Source organism: Halodesulfovibrio spirochaetisodalis (assembly GCF_001672295.1).
GTDB classification, from domain to species: domain Bacteria; phylum Desulfobacterota; class Desulfovibrionia; order Desulfovibrionales; family Desulfovibrionaceae; genus Halodesulfovibrio; species Halodesulfovibrio spirochaetisodalis.
In genome coordinates, this window is sequence record NZ_JXMS01000007.1 from 43,081 (window position 1) to 66,355 (window position 23,275).

Annotated in this window: 13 protein-coding genes; 8 read left to right on the forward strand and 5 right to left on the reverse strand. The window is 47.6% G+C overall.

The window, feature by feature from the left end:
• Positions 1 to 41: 41 nt before the first annotated feature.
• Positions 42 to 1,412 (reverse strand): PFL family protein, encoded by a 1,371-nt coding sequence (locus SP90_RS05485; RefSeq protein WP_066853412.1) that lies wholly within the window; start codon positions 1,410 to 1,412, stop codon positions 42 to 44.
• Positions 1,413 to 1,492: 80 nt separating this feature from the next.
• The gene (locus tag SP90_RS05490; RefSeq protein ID WP_066853415.1) at positions 1,493 to 2,056 is read right to left on the reverse strand and encodes a glycine cleavage system protein R; all 564 of its coding nucleotides are present in this window, start codon (positions 2,054 to 2,056) and stop codon (positions 1,493 to 1,495) included.
• 299 nt (positions 2,057 to 2,355) lie between these two features.
• Here SP90_RS05490 and SP90_RS05495 point away from each other — a divergent pair, with 299 nt between their 5' ends.
• On the forward strand, positions 2,356 to 3,051 hold the full coding sequence (locus SP90_RS05495; protein WP_066853417.1) for an aspartate/glutamate racemase family protein: 696 nt from the start codon (positions 2,356 to 2,358) through the stop codon (positions 3,049 to 3,051).
• A gap of 352 nt (positions 3,052 to 3,403) precedes the next feature.
• On the opposite strand, the gene SP90_RS05500 is transcribed toward SP90_RS05495, so the two are convergent.
• Together SP90_RS05500 and SP90_RS05505 are read right to left on the reverse strand one after the other, a co-directional pair.
• A complete protein-coding gene (locus SP90_RS05500) occupies positions 3,404 to 4,498 on the reverse strand; it encodes an SO_0444 family Cu/Zn efflux transporter (RefSeq protein WP_066853419.1) in 1,095 nt (364 codons plus the stop codon).
• 281 nt (positions 4,499 to 4,779) lie between these two features.
• Positions 4,780 to 5,913 carry a VgrG-related protein gene (locus SP90_RS05505; RefSeq protein ID WP_066853421.1) on the reverse strand — a complete coding sequence of 378 codons (1,134 nt, stop codon included), beginning with the start codon at positions 5,911 to 5,913 and terminating at the stop codon, positions 4,780 to 4,782.
• A 451-nt stretch (positions 5,914 to 6,364) separates the two neighbouring features.
• Here SP90_RS05505 and topA point away from each other — a divergent pair, with 451 nt between their 5' ends.
• A complete protein-coding gene (gene topA / locus SP90_RS05510) occupies positions 6,365 to 8,650 on the forward strand; it encodes a type I DNA topoisomerase (RefSeq protein WP_066853423.1) in 2,286 nt (761 codons plus the stop codon).
• A 283-nt stretch (positions 8,651 to 8,933) separates the two neighbouring features.
• On the opposite strand, the gene SP90_RS05515 is transcribed toward topA, so the two are convergent.
• Positions 8,934 to 9,275, reverse strand: a complete 342-nt coding sequence (locus tag SP90_RS05515) for a hypothetical protein (RefSeq protein ID WP_066853425.1) — start codon at positions 9,273 to 9,275, stop codon at positions 8,934 to 8,936.
• A 249-nt stretch (positions 9,276 to 9,524) separates the two neighbouring features.
• Between SP90_RS05515 and SP90_RS05520 the strand changes: the two genes are divergently transcribed.
• The 6 genes from SP90_RS05520 to SP90_RS05545 all read left to right on the forward strand — a co-directional run bounded on the left by SP90_RS05520 (position 9,525) and on the right by SP90_RS05545 (position 23,243).
• Entirely contained in the window at positions 9,525 to 12,929 is a 3,405-nt protein-coding gene (locus tag SP90_RS05520; protein ID WP_082936314.1) for an ABC transporter substrate binding protein, read from the forward strand.
• Between the two features lie 55 nt (positions 12,930 to 12,984).
• Entirely contained in the window at positions 12,985 to 14,424 is a 1,440-nt protein-coding gene (locus SP90_RS05525; protein WP_157471195.1) for a sigma-54-dependent transcriptional regulator, read from the forward strand.
• Positions 14,425 to 14,890: 466 nt separating this feature from the next.
• Positions 14,891 to 18,544, forward strand: coding sequence for a pyruvate:ferredoxin (flavodoxin) oxidoreductase (gene nifJ / locus SP90_RS05530; RefSeq protein ID WP_066853429.1), 3,654 nt, complete (start codon positions 14,891 to 14,893; stop codon positions 18,542 to 18,544).
• Positions 18,545 to 18,687: 143 nt separating this feature from the next.
• Positions 18,688 to 20,373, forward strand: coding sequence for an L-lactate permease (locus tag SP90_RS05535; protein ID WP_066853431.1), 1,686 nt, complete (start codon positions 18,688 to 18,690; stop codon positions 20,371 to 20,373).
• A gap of 184 nt (positions 20,374 to 20,557) precedes the next feature.
• Positions 20,558 to 21,943, forward strand: a complete 1,386-nt coding sequence (locus SP90_RS05540) for an FAD-binding oxidoreductase (protein WP_066853433.1) — start codon at positions 20,558 to 20,560, stop codon at positions 21,941 to 21,943.
• 4 nt (positions 21,944 to 21,947) lie between these two features.
• Complete coding sequence (locus SP90_RS05545; protein ID WP_066853435.1) at positions 21,948 to 23,243, forward strand: (Fe-S)-binding protein; 1,296 nt, start codon at positions 21,948 to 21,950, stop codon at positions 23,241 to 23,243.
• Positions 23,244 to 23,275 lie beyond the last annotated feature (32 nt).

Genomic DNA, 23,275 nt, shown 5'->3' on the forward strand with positions numbered 1-23,275 from the left:
CGTAAGCAGAACGGCTTTTGTCATTATGGGAAAAGAAAAGGCTAGTTTTTTAAGCTATGAATCGGTGCAGGAATACGTCCACCAAGATTAATGAAGGATTCTGCATTACCACCAGGAACGGCCATAATCTGTGCTTCACCAAGCAAACCACCAAAAGAAACAGTATCTCCCACGCCCTTATCAGGAACAGGAATAATACGTACAGCTGTTGTCTTACTATTGATCATACCGATTGCCATTTCATCAGCAATGATGCCGGATAATGTTGCAGCCGATGTATCACCAGGCACAGCCACCATATCAAGGCCTACTGAACAAACACTGGTCATGGCCTCAAGTTTTTCCATGGTCAATGCGCCAGACGCTGCGGCTGCTGCAATGCTTGAATCTTCTGATACCGGAATAAATGCACCGGATAATCCGCCAACGTGGGACGACGCAAATGCACCACCCTTTTTCACAGCATCATTCAACATAGCCAAAACAGCTGTTGAACCTGGGGCACCAATGGATGAAAGGCCAATGGCTTCAAAGATTTCACCCACGGAATCTCCTACCTCCGGTGTCGGTGCCAATGACAGATCAGCCACACCAAACGGTAGACCAAGGCGTTCCGCAACCTCTGTACCGATAATTTCACCGACACGGGTCACTTTAAACGCAGTACGCTTAATTACCTCAGCAATATCACCAAGACTCTTGGCACTTCCGCTCTGTACAGCCCTATCGATAGCTTTTTTCACAACTCCGGGGCCGGAAACACCTACGTTAATAACAGCTTCAGGCTCACCAACTCCAAGATACGCTCCCGCCATAAACGGTACATCTTGAGGAATATTGGCAAACACAACCAGCTTGGCGCACCCCAGGCCATCTTTATCTGCTGTACGCGCAGCAATGTCCTTAATACGCTGCCCCATAAGAGCCACCGCATCCATATTAATGCCGCTTCTGGATGATGCAACGTTAATAGAAGAACATACTCGCTGCGTTACTGCCAAAGCCTCTGGCAAAGAATCAATGAGAGCTCGATCGCCCTTAGTCATTCCTTTTTCAACCAACGCACCGAATCCGCCGAGGAAATCAACACCTGCTTCTTGAGCAGCTTCGTCAAGAATCTTACACGCCTTCACCATCTGCTCAGGCGTATATGAGGCACATACAACCCCCATCGGACTAACGCTGATGCGCTTGTTCACGATAGGAATGCCGTACTTGTCGCCTACCTCATTACAAGTAGACACAAGTTTTTGTGAATAATGTCTAATTTTGGTGCGGACTCTATCAGCAAACACGTCAAAGTCGTGACTTGCGCAATCGAAGAGGCTGACACCAAGTGTAACGGTACGAACATCCAAATGCTCGTTTCTGAGCATAGCTAAAGTACTGAGCACTTCGCGATCTGAAAGCATCTTTTATCCTTATAAAATAATTTGCTAAACCGTATTGTATGCAGACATGACAATCCTCAACTGATTGTCACGTATTGCAGCTACACGGGTTGAACCCTGTGCACCGCTTCGAAGATATCACTGTGCTGCACACTGACCCGTACCGAAAGCTCTTCAGCCTTGGCATTCAGCGCGTTGCGAAGAGCAGAAAGCTCTACAGCACCAGGAACTATAACCTCAAATACAATAAGAGCATGACCATCAGGCTGGTCATCAGGAACAATAGCTTTCAAGTTAGCAATGTTTACATTGTGCTCACCAAGAATACCTGAAATCGCAGCGACAAGCCCTCTTTGATCAGGACCATCAACGCTGACAACAAAGGATTGTGGATCTTCAGCAGACCAGCTTCTACCGTCATAAAGGCGTGCTGTAACACTGAGATCAATCTGTCGTTCGGCAAGTCCCTTCACCAGTGATTCTTGCAATGCTTCAATTGTACAACCGTCTGGCATTTCAGCAATAACGATTGCAGCAAATTCACTATGCAGAATAGTTTGACTTACCTCATTAATGTTGCACTCCAACCCTGTAAGTAGGCTGGAGACCGCATGTACGACTCCCGGACCATCTTTGCCGAGAAATGATACAACTACCTTTTTCATATTTTGCACTCCAAACATATAGATACCGGAAGCTTGATAGGCTCTTACAATTATGTCAAGCCCTACAGATCACCAGTGCCCGCAACTGGCATCCCAAGCAACCGCACCAACATTCTGTACTGATTACTTTTCGTATATTCTGTACCTTCAACTCACTAAAAAACAAAGATACAAACATAGTATGCTACGTAAATAGACTCTATTTTATTCAAAATTTAGCAAAAAACTACTAAATTTATACACATAAAATCGCTATCCCGCGCAGCAGGCACTGCACATAAAAAAACAAAGGATGTTTCATGAAAAAGATAGGGTTGATAGGTGGAATGAGCTGGGAATCTTCCATCGTATATTACAGATTGCTCAACGAAGGTATTCGTACCCGCTTAGGCGGTCTCCACTCATGCAAAATCCTCATGGAAAGTGTAGACTTTGCCCCGCTGGAAAAAATGATGAGAAAAGGTGATTGGGAAACAATCAGCACCGAGCTGACACAAGCAGCACTCAACACTGAAGCTGGTGGAGCTGATATACTCCTCATCGGCACAAACACAATGCATATGGTGGCAGACAACATCCAGAGCGCCCTTGAAATTCCTCTCATTCATATTGCTGACGCCGTGGCGAGCAAAGCAAAAGAACTCAACGTACGTAAGCTAGGACTGCTCGGAACCGCCTTCACCATGGAACACAATTTTATCAGCAAGCCGCTTTCTGAAAAATACGACCTCGAAGTCATTATTCCAGATGAACAATCCCGAAAACTTATTCACACCAGCATTTTTACCGAACTGTGCTGCGGTAAGCTTCTGGATACAACTCGCCAAGCCTTCATCGAAATCATTCAGGAACTTGAAAACAACGGAGCGGAAGCAATTATCCTCGGCTGCACCGAGATAGCGCTGCTTGTCAAACCAACCGACTATACTCTTCCGCTGATTGATACCGTACAAGCGCATGTTGATGCGGCACTTGCTGCGGCAGTTAGTGAATAAAAGTCTTTGGGATGAAAGAAATAAGGCCTCCGGCGGGCGGGGCTCTGCCCCTGCACCCCGCGAGAGGGAATCCCTCTCTACTCCATTTAGGATTATTTTTAATCAGTAACCATCAGTAATCATGATACTTAATAAGCCTACGCATGTAAGTTACTATGTGAAAGAACAAGCGATATTATTAGCCAATAATAGTTAACAGACAAACCAACCTCGCGGTCAAGGGGGCGTCCCCCTTGCGGGGTGCAGGGGCAGAGCCCCGCCCGCCGGAGGCATAAAAAACAACTAGCGCAAACTCCAAAAAAAAAGCCACGCCCAAAAGCGTGACTTTTTACTTTCAATAAAGACAGACAGATTAATGACATCCGCAAGATGCACCATGCTTCTGTCCACCTCGGCCGACAAATTGCTTCCCAACAAGAATAATCAGGGCGATAGCGGATGCATAAGCAATAATGCCGTGTTGATGTGTCTCCACATTATTAATCCATTCAAAAACGGACAGACCGAGTTTTGCATACAGCCAGTTTACGGCAAGGCCAAGAATGACTGAGGTCACGGCGATGGAACTTACGTAAATGAACGCTACTCGCTTCCCAAGAGTCTGGGCTACAACTGTAATAGTTGCAGCGTTGGTTGCCGGCCCTACAAGCAGGAAAACTAAAGCACCACCAGGAGAAAGTCCTTTAAGTGCAAGCGCTGCGGCAATCGGCGTAGACGCAGTTGCACAGACGTACATTGGCACACCAATAACCACCATCAGAATCATACTGAGCAAGCCGTCCCCAACGTAATCCTGAAAGAACGTTACCGGCAGGAAGGTGGATACCACCGCCGCAATGAGAATGCCGATAAACAGCCACTTTCCGATATCCGCCACAAGTTCACCAAAGGCAAACTTCATACCGGTCATAAATTTGTCTTTAAAGCGTTTGCCTGCTGAAGAAGAACAGCAGCCTGAGGTACATTCCTCTTCTTTCTTCAATGTAGTCGGGGCAAAGTTTAATGGTGTAAACTCTGTCTTACCCGGCTTAGGCTTCTCAGGGAACATATCCACTAGAGTACCAGCCGTAAGAGCAGAAATAAACGCTGCTACAGGACGGACAATGGTCATAATCGGGTCAAGCAGCGCGTATGTAATAGCAATGGAGTCCACACCTGTTTCCGGTGTGGAAATCATAAAGGATGTTGTGGCTCCCTTACTTGCACCCTGCTGTCGCAAACCGGCAGCAGCAGGAATTACCCCGCAAGAACAGAGCGGCAACGGTACGCCGAACATGGACGCCTTAAGCACAGCACCTTTTTTATCGCTACCAAGATGTCGAGCAACGAAATCTTCCGGCAGAAACCCCTTAAGAAGTCCAGCAACGAAGAACCCGAACAGTACGTATGGAGCAGCTTCGAGCAGAATCTCCCATACTTCTGTAATGTATTGTATAGCAATTTCCATAAGTTACCTCTGAAAATTAAAATTACGTATGAATATGTGTTCATACGTAAGTAAGACAGAAGCTCCTCACGGTCAAGCAGAGAATCGAAATTGTCCCAATTGCACAACTAACATTCTGAAAATAAATAAAAAAAGGACATCAAAAATGATGTCCTTTTTGCTAGCTATAATCATAGCAACCCTCCGTCTGATTATTGACAAGAACAGGTTACGCTTGATTGTAAATCGCTTACAACCAGAAGGTTCGTACCGGTGCGTTAGCACGACCACCTGACAGTATATTAAGCGAGCATTGATAACGCAGCGTTAAGTTCAGCGTCTAATCTGTTATGTACACCGGAACGAACAGCCGGAGCAGATGATGTGAATTCGTCACGACGCTGTGCATATACGTTTTTAATAAATGCTTCTTGCATTTCCTGTGAAAAACCGCCTGTCTCGCTGAAAGCTTTAGCAAAAATCTTTACAGCGCCACGCGGGCCGTGCTGCAAGGAAGTAGAAAGTAATACCTCTTCCATAGCAGAACTCATAGTACCAATATTCATTTTATCCTGAACAACGCGTGCTACTGGTGCGAAGTAGCGGGAATGCATAAACGCATCCTGCATTTTTTCAAAACGAACAGGATCAATATTAGCTACTTCTTTCCAGGCTGTCGGCATTTCGCCAAGTTTGGAGCCTGTATTCACTTCACCAGCTGCCCGCAGGTGCAAGGAAATGTCAGAAGCGTGCGTATCAAGATACGTCAAAAAATCGTCCATAGTTCCGCGAGCGGATGAGAACTGATATTTACCGTACGAAGTTCCCCCGGTGGTATCGTACCCAATAGCAGCAATATTTCCGGTTGCTCCAGACTCAAACATTGTAGCCAATGATCCACGAACGTCATTGTTTACAATAGATTCAATATCTTTTGCTTCTTCTTTATCTGCATTGCCGCCAAAGGTGTTACCAGAAGACTGAACACCTGCTTCAACCGCTTCAAGAGCAATTTCACGGCTCATCATGCCCTGTAAGTTTACAGGAGCACCGGAAGCCTCAGCAGTTTCGAGCTGATTCTTGGCAGCAGCATCTGTCAGCATTTTGAGCGTATTGCCTAATACATTTGGCTCAACTGTCGAAATATTGATTAATGTCGCAAGAGAAGAGACATTTCTCAGGTTCATACCTGAGCGTGCAGACTGTTCTGCCCCGAGCAACCCATAGTACGGGTACTGAGTAGGCAAAGCAGCAACCTGTGAAGGTTGTGTAGATTGCATTGCTTCTGCAATCTGCTGCGGTTCTCTAAGCAAAGCTTCGAAGCGGCTTACGCCGTTATTTTGCGCACTACCGTATGTGTTAGCTGCGCCAGTGCGTCTTTTTGACTGCTGCAGGGCTCCCTGCACTTGCGTCATCGAGATTTGGGTCACAGACATAGTATTCCTCCTAAAAGCTCCCCCGAGCGTAACAACGTACTCCCGTTATTGAGCAATTACAGTGCCAACTTGTTAGACTCGTTAGATTGCAAGGGCTGGCAGAGAGTTAGAGTAACCACTCACTTTTGTATTTCAAAAAATTGTCAGTAATTTGAAGATACTTGAAACCTGATATATGCAGTATCACGCAAATAGCCATGAAACTGCTCCTGTATCATTCACATGTTACGTTCTTATTGTAGGATAAAAACAGAGAGACGCTTTGTTGTAATTTTATATTGATCTTCAGGAAGATATACTGTCGTATTCATATTTTAGAAAATCGGCACTTGACGCTGACAGCATTTGCCGTATCTTCCCCTAACGGAAAACGCTTAGCATCTGGTGCACCTATTGTTTTTTAGTGATGCCAGTTGCTGCTCTCTAACTAACATCGGAAACAGGACATTCAATGGGAAAAGACCTGATCATTGTGGAATCACCCGCAAAGGTGAAAACAATTAAAAAGTTCCTTGGCCGTAACTACATGGTTCACGCCAGTGTAGGTCATGTCCGAGATTTGCCCAAAAAAGATCTCGGCGTGGACGAAGAAAAAAACTACAAGCCAAAGTATCAGATCATTCAGGGTAAACAGAAAGTTGTTTCCACACTGAAAGAGGCAGCTGCTAAAGCAGACCATGTCTTTCTTGCTCCCGACCCCGATCGCGAGGGAGAAGCAATCGCATGGCATATTGCCGAGATTATCAAAAAAGAAAATCCGAATGCTAAGCGTATCCAGTTCAACGAAATTACAGCCCGTGCTGTTCGTGAGGCACTCGAGCACCCGAAAGAATTGAACGAAAACCTCTTTGATGCCCAGCAGGCTCGAAGAATTCTCGACCGTCTTGTAGGCTACAAACTTTCTCCCCTGCTCTGGAATAAAGTGAAACGCGGTATCTCTGCCGGACGTGTTCAGTCTGTTGCACTGCGCCTTATTGTAGAGCGTGAAGAAGAGCGCTACGCATTTACACCGGAAGAATACTGGTTGTTCAAAGCAGAAATGGAAGGCGAATTACCGCCACCGTTCAAAGCGACTCTTCACCAGATTGCCGGTAAAAAAGCTGTTGTTCCTAATGAAGAAGCAGCTATTGCGCTTCAGGAAGCAGTCCTTGCCTCCAAACTGCAGGTAGAAAAAGTAGAAGAGAAAAAACGCAGCCGCCAGCCGCTGCCGCCGTTTATCACGTCTACTCTCCAGCAGGCAGCAAGTCAGCGCCATGGCTATTCAGCAAAACGTACCATGTCCATTGCACAGCGCCTCTACGAAGGTGTAGAGCTTGGAGATAAAGGTACCACAGCGCTTATCACATATATGCGTACTGACTCTGTACGCATTGCTGATGATGCACGCGATGCAGCCAAAGAACTCATCCTTTCCATGTATGGGGAAGAATACGTTCCTGCCAAGCCGCGCTTTTTTAAAACAAAATCCAGTGCTCAGGACGCTCACGAAGCAATCCGCCCTGTTGACGCTTCCATTACACCGGATTCTGTCAAAAATTTACTGCCGCGTGAACAGCACGCTCTATACAGCCTTATCTGGTCACGCTTTATGGCTTCCCAGATGGCAGCTGCTCAATTCCATGACACTACCGTCACCATTGCCGCCAACCCAAGTGCCGCTACCATCAAGGACGCGGACTCACTTGCAAGCACATGGCGCGTAAAAGGCGAGCGCATGCTCTTCCCGGGCTTCCTTGCAGTTTCTCCGCAAAAAACCAAGGAAGATTCTGTTGAACTGCCAAAGCTGGAAGCCGGTCAGGATATCCGCCTGCTGAAGCTTGATAAAGAACAGAAATTTACCCAGCCTCCGGCACGATTCTCAGAGGCGTCTCTTGTACGCGAGATGGAAGAACTCGGCATCGGCCGTCCTTCCACATATGCAGCCATTATTTCGACACTGCTCGACCGCGGCTACGCACAGCTTGAAGAAAAGAACTTTGTGCCGACCGACCTTGGGCGTGTTGTCTGTCAGCAGCTTGTTAAGCACTTCTCCACATTAATGGATGTACGCTTTACTGCTCAGATGGAAACCCTGCTTGATAACGTTGCGGAAGGTACACTGAACTGGACACAGCTCATGACTGACTTCATGAACGACTTCAATCCTACACTTGAGAAAGCTGCTGAGGAAATGGAGTCCGTAAAACAAGGCCTTGAAACAGACCTTACCTGTTCAGAATGTGGCAAGCCGATGATGATCAAATTCGGTAAAGCCGGAACCTTCCTTGCCTGTTCAGGCTACCCTGACTGTAAGAATACTTCGAACTTTACCCGTGATGAAAACGGAAAAGTGGTACTTGTAGAGCGCCCGAAAGAAGAATTACAGAAAATGGGTGAATGCCCTGATTGCGGCAAGGATCTTGTACTCAAGCGTACCCGTACAGGCGGTCGATTTATTGCCTGCACCGGCTACCCTGAGTGTAAGCATGCAAAACCGTTCTCTACCGGAATCAAATGCCCTCGTTGTAATGAAGGCGAGATTGTAGAAAAATCCTCCCGCTCCGGTAAAATTTTCTACTCATGCAGCAGATACCCTCAGTGTGACTATGCATTGTGGAACTACCCTGTAGAAGAAGAATGCCCACAGTGTGAGTCTAAGCTGCTCACCATCAAAACTACAAAGGCTCGCGGAAAGCACATTGCATGTCCTGAAAAAACATGTCGCTACACACGCAGTCTTGAAGAAGATTCCGAGTAGTACCAATACCATCAAAACAGCCCGATCTGCGTATACAGATCGGGCTGTTTTTTTTATGTACATGCGTCAGTCTGTGAAACACACAAAAAAAGTCAAACAAGATATCTTGTCTGACTTTTTTCATAACGACGAGGCAATCTGTTGCCTGTCATTACCAAAATATTACCTTACGGCCTGCTGCATAGAACCTAGGCTAGTTCTCGGAGGGGGAAGAATACACAACAAGCCGCAAGGGTAAACGACGCTGCCAGCAGTGAAGCAACCAGCTGGAAGCGCACGCTATTTACGCACGTTTGGAACGGTCAAACTGCACAGCAGTACCGTAACAAGAGAAATATTTGCTGCCATCCGGATGGAAAGCGACATTTTCCTGATATCCGATAATGGCTTGAGCACCTTTGTTGACTGCACGTGCTGTCATACCAAAAAATGCATCATCAGAGTCATACCCGCGACAGGCAACCAGCCCGAGTACTTTACCGATGTCACGTCCCTCAAGTGCCTCAGTAGTCACTACAGGGAATCGACCGGCAAGAAATAAATCCTTCACACGTTCCATGTTCTCGGTACGAGCCTGTTCAGCCTGTGTCGGCTTTTTATCATTTCCACCAAGCAAAAATAACATTGTAGTCCTCCTGAATTGGCACCCTATCTATGTGGAACGCCACGTAATTGTCTTTGCGAAGACATATAGCAAGGAGCTTGCCATTTTTGCATCACACTGTTTTTACATACTTTTCACACTTGCTCGTCAAAAAATCGCCACTGACATAGAGATGACAATTGAGCGAATAAACGGTACAGGGGGACAAGAGGAGTGCTGCAAAATATAATTGGTTCAGCCTCCAACCAACCGCTGCGGGGAACATTTTTTATGAGTGCACGCTTTTTTCACTTCATATTTCTAACGCTTTTGACTGTTACCTTGACAGCTTCAAGCGCTTTTGCCGCACCTGCCGCTGCTCAGAAAGAACGCAAAAACATTCTTTACCTGAACTCATACCACAACGGATACGAGTGGTCTGACAATCTGCTCGAAGGTTTTAAAGAGCGAATTGAAGAAAGCCCGTACTCTATCATGTTGCAGGTTGAGTACCTTGACTCTAAAAAATTTCCCTACAATCAGGCTGTCCATCACGTAATGGATTTGTTCCGCCGCAAATTTGAAGACACCAAGTTTGACCTGATTACCGTTTCCGACAACGACGCCTTTAACTTTATCATCCAATACGGGGACGAACTGTTCCCCGGAGTTCCGGTTGTCTTTGTGGGTGTAAACGACTTTAAGCCCTCCCAGATTGCTGGTAAGCAAATAACGGGGGTAACTGAAACATTTGACGTTGCTTCAAACATCCGTCTTGCATTAGAAATGCACCCCAACCTCAAGCAATTGATTGTTATCGGTGACGAATCTGTCACGGGTAAAGCTATCCGCAAGCAGGTTATTGAAGGCTTGCCGCATATCGACAAGGGGTTGAAAGTTCAATTCTGGACTGACCTGCCCCACAAAGAGATTATCCGCCGAGTTAAGCAAGTTCCGCGTGACACCTTTTTCTACTTCATCCCGATGTACCGTGAAATTGACGGACAATTTTACTCCGCGCAGGAACTACTCAAGAAGGTGCATGACAACACCCCTGCACCGCTCTACTCCAACTGGCGCTTCCTTCTAGGGCACGGTATTCTTGGTGGCAGACTCATTTCTGGTATTACCGATGGCAAACAGGCTGCAGATTTAGGGCTGAAAATCCTCAGCGGCACACCAGCCAGTGATATTCCGGTCATCTCTCAAAGCGTCTCTCCGTGGGCCTTTGATTACAATGAGCTTAAACGCCTGCACCTCAGCGAGCGCGCCCTGCCGGAACCGGCAGATATGATTAACGCTCCGAGCAGATTCTATGAACTGAACAAGCAGGTTTTCTGGACAATTATTGTCAGCCTTATTCTGCTCACCATTACACTGGTGCTGCTGGTCATGAATATTCTAGAAAAAAAATCCGTTGAACAACGAATTAAAGACCAGCTCTCCTTCCTGCGATTGCTTATGGATACCATTCCCATCCCTATCTATTCTAAAGATAAGTATGGGCGTTATCAGCAATGCAACACTGCCTTTGAAAAATTCTTCGGCATTGAGCGCGACGACATTTTGAATTGCAATGAATGGGAACTTCAGGAATTTGGCCTCTCACAATTGCAGCATCCTGTTGACCATCAGCTGCTGAACAAGCAGGGTGAGTCTGTCTACGAACAGACCATTTCATCCCGCGAAGGCAGCGTGCATAATATTCTGCTGCATAAGGCAACCAACGTGAATGCCCGTGGTGAAATTGCAGGCATGGTGGGTGTTATTTTTGACTTCACCGACCGCAAAAAAGCTGAAGACAGCCTGCGTTTTGCGGAAGAAAAATACCGCTCCATCTTTGAAAATTCACCGCTTGGAATTTTCCGTGTCCGCCCTACCGGCGAGTTTGTTGATGTTAACCCTGCCTTTGCGCGCATGAACGGATACAGTACTCCTGAAGAATTCATGGCGCATGAAGATGATGCGTTAACAGATCTCCTGAAGGATGTTGACTTCCATAAAGCACGCGCTAACGAAATTTTGACATTTGAACGCACCCTGCTGCGTCCGGATAATACAACCATTGCAGCCAACCTCTCTGTTCGCGTTGTGCGTGACAGGTTGAACAACATTGAATTGCTCGAAGGCTTCTCGGAAAACATCACCACCCGTAAACGGGCGGAAAAAGCATTGCGTAATTCCGAACGCATGTTGCAGTCTGTCATGGATAACATTCCACAGCTCGTATCATGGAAGAGTAACAGCTTCCGGTACATGGGTAGCAACCGTTCCTTTGACAAGTTCTTCGGTGTGGAACACGCTCGCGACCTTATCGGTAAAACTGACTCCGAATTCTTGTTCAACAAGCAGGATGCGGCTACCATGCAGCATGCAGAACATATGGTGCTTACCCATAATATTCCGCAGTTGAAGTCCAAAGAACGTATTACAGACAAAGACGGTAATCTTGTCTGGCTTGAGATCAACCGCCTGCCTCTGCATGGGGACAAAGGCGAAATTGTCGGTATGCTAACTACTGCTGAGGATATTACACAGCGCATCAACCTTGAGCGCCAGTTGCTTCAGTCTCAGAAAATGGAAGCTATCGGTACACTAGCCGGTGGCATTGCACACGACTTCAACAATATTCTTACGTCGATCATCAACTCAATTGAGCTTGCACTTATTGATGTTGATGAAGAAACCCTTACCTGCAACGACCTTGCACGAGCGCTTCGTGCTGCCCAGCACGGCAGCAGTCTGGTCAAAAAGATCCTCACGTTCAGCAAACCGTCCGTGGCAGGTTTCAGGGCAACAGATATTTTAGAGGTAATGAACGAATCCGTGGGACTTGTTTCAGCATCTCTTCCACGAAACATTACAATTGAAACGGAATACCATGTTGACCATGCACATACGTTCGGTGACCCGACACAGATGAATCAGGTCATCATGAACATGTGCACCAACTCATTCCAGGCATTGCGCCAGCACGGCGGCACCTTGCGGTTGGAAGTGGATCAGGAATACTTGAGCAAAGAAAAAGCAAGCCAGTTCAACATTCCTGAGGGTGACTACTTCAAACTGGTTATTGAGGATAACGGCCCGGGAATCACGTCTGAAATTCAGGACAAGATCTTTGACCCGTTCTTCACGACCAAAGGTAAGACAGAAGGTACCGGACTGGGACTTTCTGTTGTGCTTGGTATTATTAAAGGTCATGGCGGCGGCGTTGAGGTAAGCAGTATTCCGTTTGTGCGGACTGCTTTCACAATCTATCTCCCGCACATTGACCGTCCGGCAGAGATGGTTGAAGAGCAACACCATGACCATATTCTGCAGGGTGAAGGACGCATTCTTTTTGTAGAGGACGATCTTGACCAGCTTGCAACAATCCCCAGAGTTCTCAGAAACTTAGGATATGAGGTTGACCCTATAGGGGATGCTGCGTTAGCAGCAGATATGGTCAGCGAACGACCTGATACGTGGGATCTTGTCATCACAGATTTTGACATGCCAGAGCTGAACGGCCTTGAGCTGGCGCAGCACATAAGCGATTCCGCACCGGAGCTTCCGGTCATCATGGTCTCTGGACGTAATATAGCTGCCAAAGGTGCAGAAGAAATTCCTTCTGTCAAAACACTTATCAGCAAGCCGTACAACAGTTCCATCATAGCAAAAGCAATTACGTCTGTTCTTCATCCGGTGCAATAGACATCAATACCGCCCCGGGGGGGCGTTGACATTTCAACGTTGCGGAAAAATGAGCATGCCCAATATTCTTATTATAGATGATGACAAAACAATCTGTGAGACTTTTGAAAGTCTCCTTTCGCGCCTTCAATATGACTGCGCTACCGCGCAGACTATTGCACAGGGCTTTGATCTGCTGCGTGAACATGAATTTGACGTGCTCTTCCTTGATGTCCGCCTGCCTGACGGAAACGGGCTGGACTACCTTTCGGACATAGCGCACTTTGACAACCCGCCGGAAGTCATCATTCTCACTGGTGACGGCGATCCTGCCGGAGCTGAAACTGCTATCCAACGAGGCGTATGGGACTATTTAGTCAAGCCTGCCTCCATTAAAGAGATCACCCAGACGCTGAAGCGTGTTCTGAAATACCGTCAGGAAAAACTGGATAAAAGCAGTGATGCCAAGCCGCTGGAAATAGCGCACATGGTAGGCTCCAGCTCTGTTATCAAAAACTGTTTCAGCCTGATGGCGCAAGCAGCTTCCACAGACGCCAATGTTCTCATCACCGGTGAAACCGGTACAGGTAAGGAACTCACCGCCCGTACCATCCACGCAAACAGCAAACGCACTGAGGGCGAGTTTGTTGTGGTGGACTGCGCCGCATTAACGGAAACGCTGCTCGAGTCCACCTTGTTCGGTCATAAAAAAGGTGCCTTTACCGGCGCACAGAACGATAAAGACGGACTGGTTAAACTCGCAGACACTGGTACATTGTTTCTGGACGAAGTGGGAGAAATGCCGCTTACCATTCAAAAAGCCTTTCTGCGCTTCCTGCAAGAACGAGTCTTTCGTCCTGTGGGCGGCACTGTGGAAGAGAAAAGTAACTTCCGCCTCATTTCAGCAACGAACAGAAATTTAGAAAAAATGGTCGAAAAGGGTGAATTTCGCCGCGACCTGCTTTTCAGACTTAAAACAGTCCATATCGAACTGCCTGCCCTTCGCCTGCGCAGAGATGACATTCAGCTACTCGCGAAGTTTAAAATAGAAAAACTCTGTAAGCAGTACGGAATACCGGTCAAACATTTCTCAGCAGATTTTTTCCAGATGCTGGAGAAATACAACTGGCCGGGGAACGTGAGAGAGTTGTTCAACGCACTTGAACAGGCACTCGTGGCATCCGGTTCAGAATCTATTCTGTACGCACGCCACCTTCCGTCGGATATTCGCATCAAGATTGCGCAGGCAAACCTTCAACGCGGTGCGGAAAATCAGACAGTTTCAGCAGGCAACCCATTGCCGTCTGAAAAATCAGACACCGGCACTGCAGCGCCGATTTCATTTTCCTTTGATAAACTTCCGACGCTGCGCCAATTTAAATCTGATATGGAAAAAAAGTATCTTTTGCAGCTCATCGAACATCATGGTTCCAACATCCAAGAAATGCTGGAAACTTCGGGGCTATCGCGCTCCCACCTGTATGCGCTGCTCAAAAAGTATAATATCACCTTATAAAACAAGATTGATAAAACGAACAAAATAACCGTTAACTTTCGGCAAAGAACCATTGTTTGTGTACTCATTTTGTTGTAGAAGGAGCAACGATGTTATAGCTGTCTGATATTTAAGACATGATAACCGACCTAATTCACAAGCTTAAGCACTTTGAACCAACGATTCTTCGTCTAATGGTGTGGGTGTGAATTAGATCGAGTCTTATTTTTCAGACAAATCTGTGATTATTGAAAGACCGCAACAACAGTCAAACACAGCAACATATTGTTTTGATTGGGTTTATCAAAAATCACACAAGTGGCATATCTTTTGTATTGGTAAACCCGATCACCCTGTTTTTTCCTGTCGTGGAATGTGGGGCGGGGATAAACTCGCGTTCCATGCACTTTCAAGTAACTGCGACGACCAGGAAAAGGCAGGTCAGCATGACCCACATGCTTTCAGGCTACATAAAGGAGTTACTCTAATGGCCAAGACTATGAAAACTATGGATGGTAACACCGCTGCTGCGCATATCGCGTACGCACTGAGTGACACGGCTGCTATCTACCCGATCACTCCATCATCCAACATGGCAGAAGCTGCAGACGACTGGGCTGCTGCCGGCAGAACAAACATTTTTGACCAGACAGTTTCCATCCGTCAGCTTCAGTCTGAAGCTGGTGCGGCTGGCGCGGTACACGGCTGTCTCGCAGCAGGCGCGCTGACTTCTACATTTACAGCGTCTCAGGGCCTTCTGCTCATGATCCCGAACATGTACAAAATTGCCGGTGAACTTCTTCCTGGCGTTTTCCATGTTTCTGCACGTGCTCTTGCATCACATGCACTCTCCATCTTCGGTGACCACCAGGACGTAATGGCTTGTCGTCAGACAGGTTTTGCATTCCTGTGTTCCAACTCCGTACAGGAAGCTATGGACATGGCTCTCGTTGCTCACCTTGCAGCAATCGAAACCAGCGTTCCTTTCTGTCACTTCTTCGACGGCTTCCGTACTTCCCACGAGCTTCAGAAAATCGAAGTTATCGACTACGAAGACATCAAAAAAGTAGTTAACTACGAAAAAATCGAAGCTTTCCGTCAGAACGCAATGAACCCTGAGCATCCGCATCTTCGTGGTACTGCTCAGAACCCAGATATTTACTTCCAGGCACGTGAAGCTTGTAACACATTCTACGATGCTGTTCCTGAAGCAGTTATCGATGCAATGGCTAAAGTTGAAAGCATCACCGGCCGTTCCTACAAGCCTTTCGAATTCGTAGGTCACGAAGAAGCCGAGCGCGTAATCGTATGTATGGGCTCTGGTAACGAAGCTATTGAAGAGGTAGTAAACTACCTTACCAATAAAGGCGAAAAAGTAGGTCTTCTTAAAGTTCGTCTTTACCGTCCATTCTCCATCAAGCACATGCTCGAAGTTGTTCCTGCAACAGCAGAAATCTTCACTGTTCTTGACCGCACAAAAGAGCCGGGCGCAATCGGCGACCCTCTCTACCTTGACGTATGCGCAGCATTCAAAGAGCACGGCGAAATGCCAGTGATCCTTTCCGGTCGCTACGGTCTCGGTTCTAAAGAATTCACTCCTGCAGACGTACTCGCAGTATACGAGAACATGAAAGTAACAGCGCCTAAGAACCACTTCACTGTTGGTATCAACGACGACGTTACCCGTACTTCTCTTACTGTTGGCAACGTTCTCGACACCGTACCGGCTGGCACTGTTCAGTGTAAGTTCTTCGGTCTCGGTGCTGACGGTACTGTTGGCGCTAACAAGCAGGCTATTAAAATCATCGGTGACAACACCGACATGTATGCACAGGGTTACTTCGCTTACGACTCCAAAAAGTCCGGCGGCTTCACTGTGTCTCACCTGCGTTTCGGTAACGAAAAGATTCAGTCCACTTACCTTGTTAACGCAGCTGACTACATTGCTTGTCACAAGTCTGCATACGTTAACCAGTACGATCTTCTCGATGGTATCAAGGACGGCGGTATCTTCGTACTGAACTCCAACTGGTCACCAGAAGAGATGAACGAACATCTCCCAGCTTCCATGAAGCGCACTCTCGCTGAAAAGAACATCAAGTTCTACAACGTAGACGCAGTTAAGATTGCATCTGAAGTAGGTCTTGGCGGTCGCATCAACATGGTTATGCAGACTGCATTCTTCAAGCTTGCAAACGTAATTCCTTTCGATCAGGCAGTAGCTTACCTTAAAGATTCCATTAAGAAAGCATACGGCAAGAAAGGTGATCACATCGTTAACATGAACGTTCAGGCTGTTGATAAAGCTGCTGACGCTCTTGTTGAAGTTAAAATTCCTGCAGACTGGGCAAACGCATCTGATGACTGTGCTTGCACTGGCGATGCTCCAGAATTCATTACCGACGTTGTTCGTCCTATCCTTGCACAGAAAGGCGACAAACTTCCTGTTTCCGCTTTCGAACCGGACGGACTCTTCCCAGTTGGTACTGCAGCATTTGAAAAACGCGGCGTAGCTATCCTCGTACCAGAATGGGTACAGGAACACTGCATCCAGTGTAACCGCTGTTCTTACGTATGTCCTCACGCTGCAATTCGTCCTGTACTTGCTACTGATGAAGAACTTGCTGAAGCACCAGCAACCTTCACTACCCTCGAAGCTAAAGGCAAAGAGGTAAAAGGTCTCAAGTACCGCATGCAGGTTTACGCAGAAGACTGCCTCGGTTGTGGTTCTTGTGCTAACGTTTGTCCTGCAAAAGAAAAAGCACTCGTTATGAAGCCAATCGAAACTCAGGTTGAAGATCAGGCTGCTAACCTTGCTTTCGCAGAAGAAGCAATCGAAATCAAAGATTCTCTCATGTCCCGCGACTCCCTCAAAGGCTCTCAGTTCCAGCAGCCTCTGATGGAATTCTCCGGTGCATGTGCAGGTTGTGGTGAAACTCCATACGTAAAACTTCTCACCCAGATGTTTGGTGAGCGTATGATCATCGCTAACGCAACCGGTTGTTCTTCCATTTGGGGTGCATCTGCACCTACCACACCATACACTGTAAACAAAAACGGCCACGGTCCGGCTTGGGGTAACTCCCTCTTCGAAGACGCTGCTGAATTTGGTTACGGTATGGGCATGGCTTACACACAGCGTCGCAACAAACTCGAAGCTGTAGTGAAAGAAGCTATCGACACCGTTGAGAATGCACAGCTCAAAGACGCTCTTCAGGCATGGCTTGAAGTGAAAGATCAGGGCGAAGCATCAGCAGCAGCTGGCGAAGAAATCCTCGCACTCATCGAAGCAGGCGTAGACCACAGTGCAATGGCACATCAGCTCTACTCCATGGCTGACCTCTTCACCAAGAAATCCGTATGGATCTTCGGTGGTGACGGTTGGGCATACGACATCGGCTTCGGCGGTGTTGACCACGTTCTCGCTTCCGGCGAAGACATCAACATTCTCGTAATGGATACCGAAGTATACTCCAACACCGGTGGTCAGTCTTCTAAAGCTACCCCGCTTGGTTCCATCGCGAAAATGGCAGCTTCCGGTAAGAAAGTTGGCAAAAAAGACCTCGGTCTTATCGCAATGTCCTACGGCTACGTTTACGTAGCATCCGTATCCATGGGTGCTAACATGAACCAGGTTCTCAAGGCATTCAAAGAAGCTGAAGAATTCGACGGTCCGTCCATCGTTATCTGTTACGCACCTTGTATCAACCAGGGTATCCGTAAAGGTATGGGCAAATCCATCGAAGAAGAAAAAATCGCAGTTGAAACTGGTTACTGGCCGCTTTACCGCTACAACCCAGTTCTCTCTGACGAAGGTAAAAACCCATTCATCTACGAGTCCAAAGCACCTAACGGTCAGATTCAGGAGTTCCTCTCCGGTGAAAACCGTTACGCTCTGCTCGAAAAACTCGCACCTGAAGAGTCCAAGCGCCTCCGTGCTCAGATCGAACAGGACTACATGAAGCGCTACGAGTACTTCAAGTCCCTCAGCGATCTCCCGGGCATCGACGTAGCAGCTCCAGGTGCACCTGTTGCATCCAAAGGTAACGGTGAAGGTCGTTGCGAAATCGCAGCAACCGCTGAGACCGATGGTAAAAACGGCGTTGGTGACGCCTGCAACGACGGCCGCGACGGTAAATAAGTCGTAGCTATACTATAAGCTGTTAAAGGTTCCCGGTAAGGGAGCGGAAGCCTGAGCCGGGAACCTTTTTACTCAATCGTATCCGTTTTAATGGTGGAAAAACGGATACGGTTGCTAACAACCTAAATGAGGAGCGTTTTATTATGTTAGCAATGTTTGCTGTACTGCCAATTCTGGCAGCTCTTATTCTGATGGTAGGCCTTCGCTGGCCTGCAACTAAGGCTATGCCTGTTGCTTGGGCATGTGCTGTTCTCGGTGCGATGGCAGGTTGGGGCCTTGATGCCGGCTACGTAGCCGCTATGTCCTTCCACGGTCTCATTACAGCAATCTCCGTACTCATCATCGTTTTCGGTGCTATCCTGATTCTGTACACACTGCAGTACAGTGGTGGTATGGAAACAATTCAGTACGGTATGCAGCAGATCACTGGTGACCGCCGCGTTCAGGCAATCATCATTGGTTTCATGTTCGCTGCATTCATTGAAGGTGCTGCAGGCTTCGGTACTCCTGCTGCTCTCGCTGCACCTCTGCTTCTGTCTCTCGGCTTCCCGCCGCTTGCAGCAGCAGTTCTTTGTCTCGTATTTAACTCTTTCCCTGTAACCTTTGGTGCTGTTGGTACTCCGATTATCCTCGGTCTTAAGTACGTTCGCCCTCTCGTTGACCAGGCTGTTGCAGCCGGTATCCCAGGCCTCAACTTTGCTTCCGTTGACCAGTTCAACGCAGTAATCGGCCAGTGGGCAACTGTTTACAACACTCCAATGATTTACATCCTTCCTATCTTCATGCTCGGTTTCATCACCCGTTACTTCGGTCCTAACCGCAGCTGGAAAGAAGGCTTTGGCGCATGGAAATTCTGTGTATTTGCATCAACCGCGTTCCTCGTACCTTACCTCGTATTTGCATGGATGATCGGACCTGAGTTCCCATCCCTCATCGGTGGTCTCGTAGGTCTCGGTATCATCATCCTTGGTGCTAAAAACGGTTTCTGCATGCCTAGCGATCACTTCGACTTCGGTGATTCCGCTAAGTGGGATCCAGAATGGACTGGCGAAATTAAAGGTGGTGGTTCTACCAACTTTACTGCTCACATGTCCCAGTTCCGCGCATGGCTCCCATACGTTCTTATCGGTGCAATCCTTGTTGTTACCCGTATTCCTGAACTCGGCCTTAAAGGCATGCTCGCTGGCGTATCTCTTGGCTTCGACGCAGGCTTCCTTGGCCACCCAGAAGTTAAGAACTCTATTAAGTACCTCTACCTCCCAGGTACAATCCCATTCGTTCTTGTTGCTATCATCACAATCGGCCTCCACGGCATGAGCGGTGAAAACACCAAGAAAGCTTGGACTGAAGCTATCGCTAAGATGAAGAACCCTACCATCGCTCTCGTATTCGCAGTAGCTCTGGTATCTATCTTCCGTCTTTCCGCGAACAACCCTGCAGGTCTTCCTTCCATGCCTCTGGCACTGGCGGAAGTTGCAGCTAACATCTTCGGTGGTGCATGGCCAATGTTTGCTTCCTTTGTTGGTGGCCTCGGCGCATTCATCACTGGTTCCAACACCGTATCTGACCTTCTCTTCGCTGAATTCCAGTGGGGTATGGCAACTCAGCTCGACCTGCCACGTCAGTTGATCGTTGCTGCTCAGGCAGTTGGTGGTGGTATGGGTAACATGGTTTGTATCCACAACATCGTTGCAGCTTGTGCTGTAGTAGGTCTCTCCGGTCGTGAAGGCGCCATCCTTCGTCGTACTTCCGGTCCATTCCTCCTCTACGGCATCATCGTTGGTATCGTTGTATCAACTTGCATCGTAATGTTCCCAACCCTCTTCTAAACGTATACTTGCCGGAGACAGCCCTTGCGGCTGTCTCCAGCTTTTTAGCTAGTGTATTGAAGAACGGGGCTGCTGCGGAAGTGTGCCCCGTTTTTTAGAGGTTCGGCCAATCTTGTTCGTTGCCGGTTATTAAGAACAGATTGAGTACCGATTTTTAGACAACATGATTATTGAGGAGATCTCCGTGATTAGTGCGTCCTTAACTAAAGAATTTGAAGCCGTAGTCGGCAAAGAAAACGTATTTACATCCGAGCCGGAGCGTCAGGCATACTCTTATGACTCAGCAGTGCTGGACCCTGTAACCCCAGCGCTGGTTGTTCGCCCGACCAATTCCGAAGAATTAGGCAAAGTTGTAGCGCTTTGTAACGAAAACAACTGTCCGATCACAGTACGCGGTGCTGGCACAAACCTTTCCGGTGGCACCATTCCGGACAAACGTGACGGTATTGTTATTCTCACAAACGGCCTGAACAAGATCCTCGAAATTAACGAAGAAGATCTTTACGCTGTTGTTCAGCCGGGTGTTGTAACTGCACAGTTTGCACAGGAAGTTGCAAAACGCGGTCTGTTCTACCCACCGGATCCGGGTTCTCAGGCTGTTTCCACCATCGGTGGTAACGTTGCCGAAAACGCAGGCGGCCTTCGCGGTCTTAAATACGGTGTAACTAAAGATTACGTTATGGGGCTGGACTTCTTCGACGTAAACGGTCAGCTCGTTAAAACCGGTTCCCGCACTGTTAAGTGTGTTACCGGCTACAACCTTGCTGGTTTGATGGCTGCATCTGAAGGTACCCTTGGTATCTTCAACGAAATCATCCTCAAACTTACTCCGCCACCAGCAGCTTCCAAAGCTATGATGGCTGTATTTGACGATGTTAACAAAGCTTCTGAAGCTGTTGCTTCTATCATCGCTGCTCACGTTGTTCCTTGTACTCTCGAGTTCATGGATCAGGCTGCGCTCAAGCACGTTGAAGCATACACTAAAGCAGGTCTTCCTGTAGAAGCTGCAGCTATTCTGCTTATCGAAGTTGACGGTCACCCGGGACAGGTAGCTGATGAAGCTGCTGTTGTAGAAAAATGTCTCTCTAAAGCAGGTGCAACCGCTGTTCACGTTGCTAAAGATGCTGATGAGAAATTCAAGCTTTGGGAAGCTCGTCGTAACGCTCTGCCGGCTCTTGCACGTGCTAAGCCGACCACAGTTCTCGAAGACGCAACAGTACCTCGTTCCCAGATCCCTGCAATGGTAGCAGCGATCAATGACATTGCGAAAAAATACGACCTCGCTATTGGTACATTCGGTCACGCAGGTGACGGTAACCTGCACCCGACTATCCTTTGCGACCGTCGTGATGAAAAAGAATTCCATCGTGTAGAGGAAGCTGTTGACGAAATCTTTGACGTAGCACTTTCTCTTAAAGGTACCCTTTCCGGCGAACACGGCATCGGTATGGCAAAATCAAAGTGGATGGAGAAGGAAACTTCCCGCGCAACAATTGACTACTCTCTCAATATGAAGCGTGCGATCGACCCTAACAACATCCTCAACCCTGGTAAAATCATCGCAGGTTAGTAGTATGTCAGCAGATCTTACTAAACTTGCGAAGCTTCTTCAGGAGTTGGACGACCAGATGGTTGCCTGCATGAAATGCGGCATGTGTCAGGCTGTTTGTCCAGTTTTCTCCGAGACAATGAGGGAGTCTGACGTAACCCGTGGTAAAATTGCCCTGCTCGAGCGTCTTGCAGCAGAAATGATTAACGATGCAGAAGGTGTTCAGGAAGCTCTGAACCGTTGTCTGCTTTGTGGTTCCTGCGGCGCAAACTGTCCGTCCGGCGTACAGATCAGCGATATTTTCATCAAAGCTCGTAACATCGTAAACGAGTACATGGGACTTTCCCCGGTGAAAAAAGCTATTCTGCGCGGTATGGTAGGTAACCCTAAGCTGTTCAACATGCTTCTTGATTTCGGTTCCAAGTTCCAGAACTTGATGACTGCAAAAGCATCTGACGCGCAGGGAACCCGCCGGGCACCTTTACTCGAGCCATTTATCGGTAACCGTCACTTTAATCCGGTTGCTACGAAATCGCTGCACGCTAAGTACGGTACAATTGATACACCTGCTGGAAAATCCGGTCTGCGTGTTCTGTTCTTCCCGGGCTGTGTAGCTGATAAAATGTACACCAACATGGGTGAAGCATGTCTGAAAGTGTTCAAACACCACGGCGTTGGTGTGTGGATGCCTTCAACACAGGCATGTTGTGGTATCCCTGCTCTCTCAGCAGGCGATAAAACAGCCTATGACAAGATGGTGAAATACAATGCAGAAATCTTTGCAGAGGGCGAATACGATTATATTGTTGCCCCGTGCGGTTCCTGTATTTCCACCATCATGAAATACTGGCCTAAGTACGGTAAAGAATATCCGGCTGACGTGCAGGCAAAAATTGAAAAAATTGCTGCCAAGGCTATGGATATCAACGAATTCCTCGTAGATGTTCTTGGTGTGAAGCCTGAAGGCGACGCTCCTAAGGGCGGTAAAAAGGTAACCTTCCATGACTCTTGTCACCTGAAGAAGGGTCTTGGCGTAGCAGAACAGCCACGCGACCTTATCCGCCTGAACAAAAACTACGAGCTGGTAGAAATGAACGAAGCTGACCGTTGCTGTGGATGCGGCGGTACCTTCACATTGTACCATTACGATCTGTCCAAACAGATCGGTGGACGTAAGCGTAACAACATTGTTGATACCGGTGCTCAGATTGTATCTACAGGCTGTCCGGCCTGTATGATGCAGATGAATGACATGCTTTCACAGAACAGAGATGAAGTGGAAGTAAAACATAGCATCGAACTGTACGCTGAAACCCTGTAATCGCATTGCGATTTACAGTTCAGTGACAACGT

Coding starts and splice junctions, on each gene's coding strand:
- SP90_RS05485 (WP_066853412.1), bottom strand. CDS start 1,412: ATGCTTTCAGATCGCGAAGTGCTCAGTACTTTAGCTATGCTCAGAAAC.
- SP90_RS05490 (WP_066853415.1), bottom strand. CDS start 2,056: ATGAAAAAGGTAGTTGTATCATTTCTCGGCAAAGATGGTCCGGGAGTC.
- SP90_RS05495 (WP_066853417.1), top strand. CDS start 2,356: ATGAAAAAGATAGGGTTGATAGGTGGAATGAGCTGGGAATCTTCCATC.
- SP90_RS05500 (WP_066853419.1), bottom strand. CDS start 4,498: ATGGAAATTGCTATACAATACATTACAGAAGTATGGGAGATTCTGCTC.
- SP90_RS05505 (WP_066853421.1), bottom strand. CDS start 5,913: ATGTCTGTGACCCAAATCTCGATGACGCAAGTGCAGGGAGCCCTGCAG.
- topA (WP_066853423.1), top strand. CDS start 6,365: ATGGGAAAAGACCTGATCATTGTGGAATCACCCGCAAAGGTGAAAACA.
- SP90_RS05515 (WP_066853425.1), bottom strand. CDS start 9,275: ATGTTATTTTTGCTTGGTGGAAATGATAAAAAGCCGACACAGGCTGAA.
- SP90_RS05520 (WP_082936314.1), top strand. CDS start 9,525: ATGAGTGCACGCTTTTTTCACTTCATATTTCTAACGCTTTTGACTGTT.
- SP90_RS05525 (WP_157471195.1), top strand. CDS start 12,985: ATGCCCAATATTCTTATTATAGATGATGACAAAACAATCTGTGAGACT.
- nifJ (WP_066853429.1), top strand. CDS start 14,891: ATGGCCAAGACTATGAAAACTATGGATGGTAACACCGCTGCTGCGCAT.
- SP90_RS05535 (WP_066853431.1), top strand. CDS start 18,688: ATGTTAGCAATGTTTGCTGTACTGCCAATTCTGGCAGCTCTTATTCTG.
- SP90_RS05545 (WP_066853435.1), top strand. CDS start 21,948: ATGTCAGCAGATCTTACTAAACTTGCGAAGCTTCTTCAGGAGTTGGAC.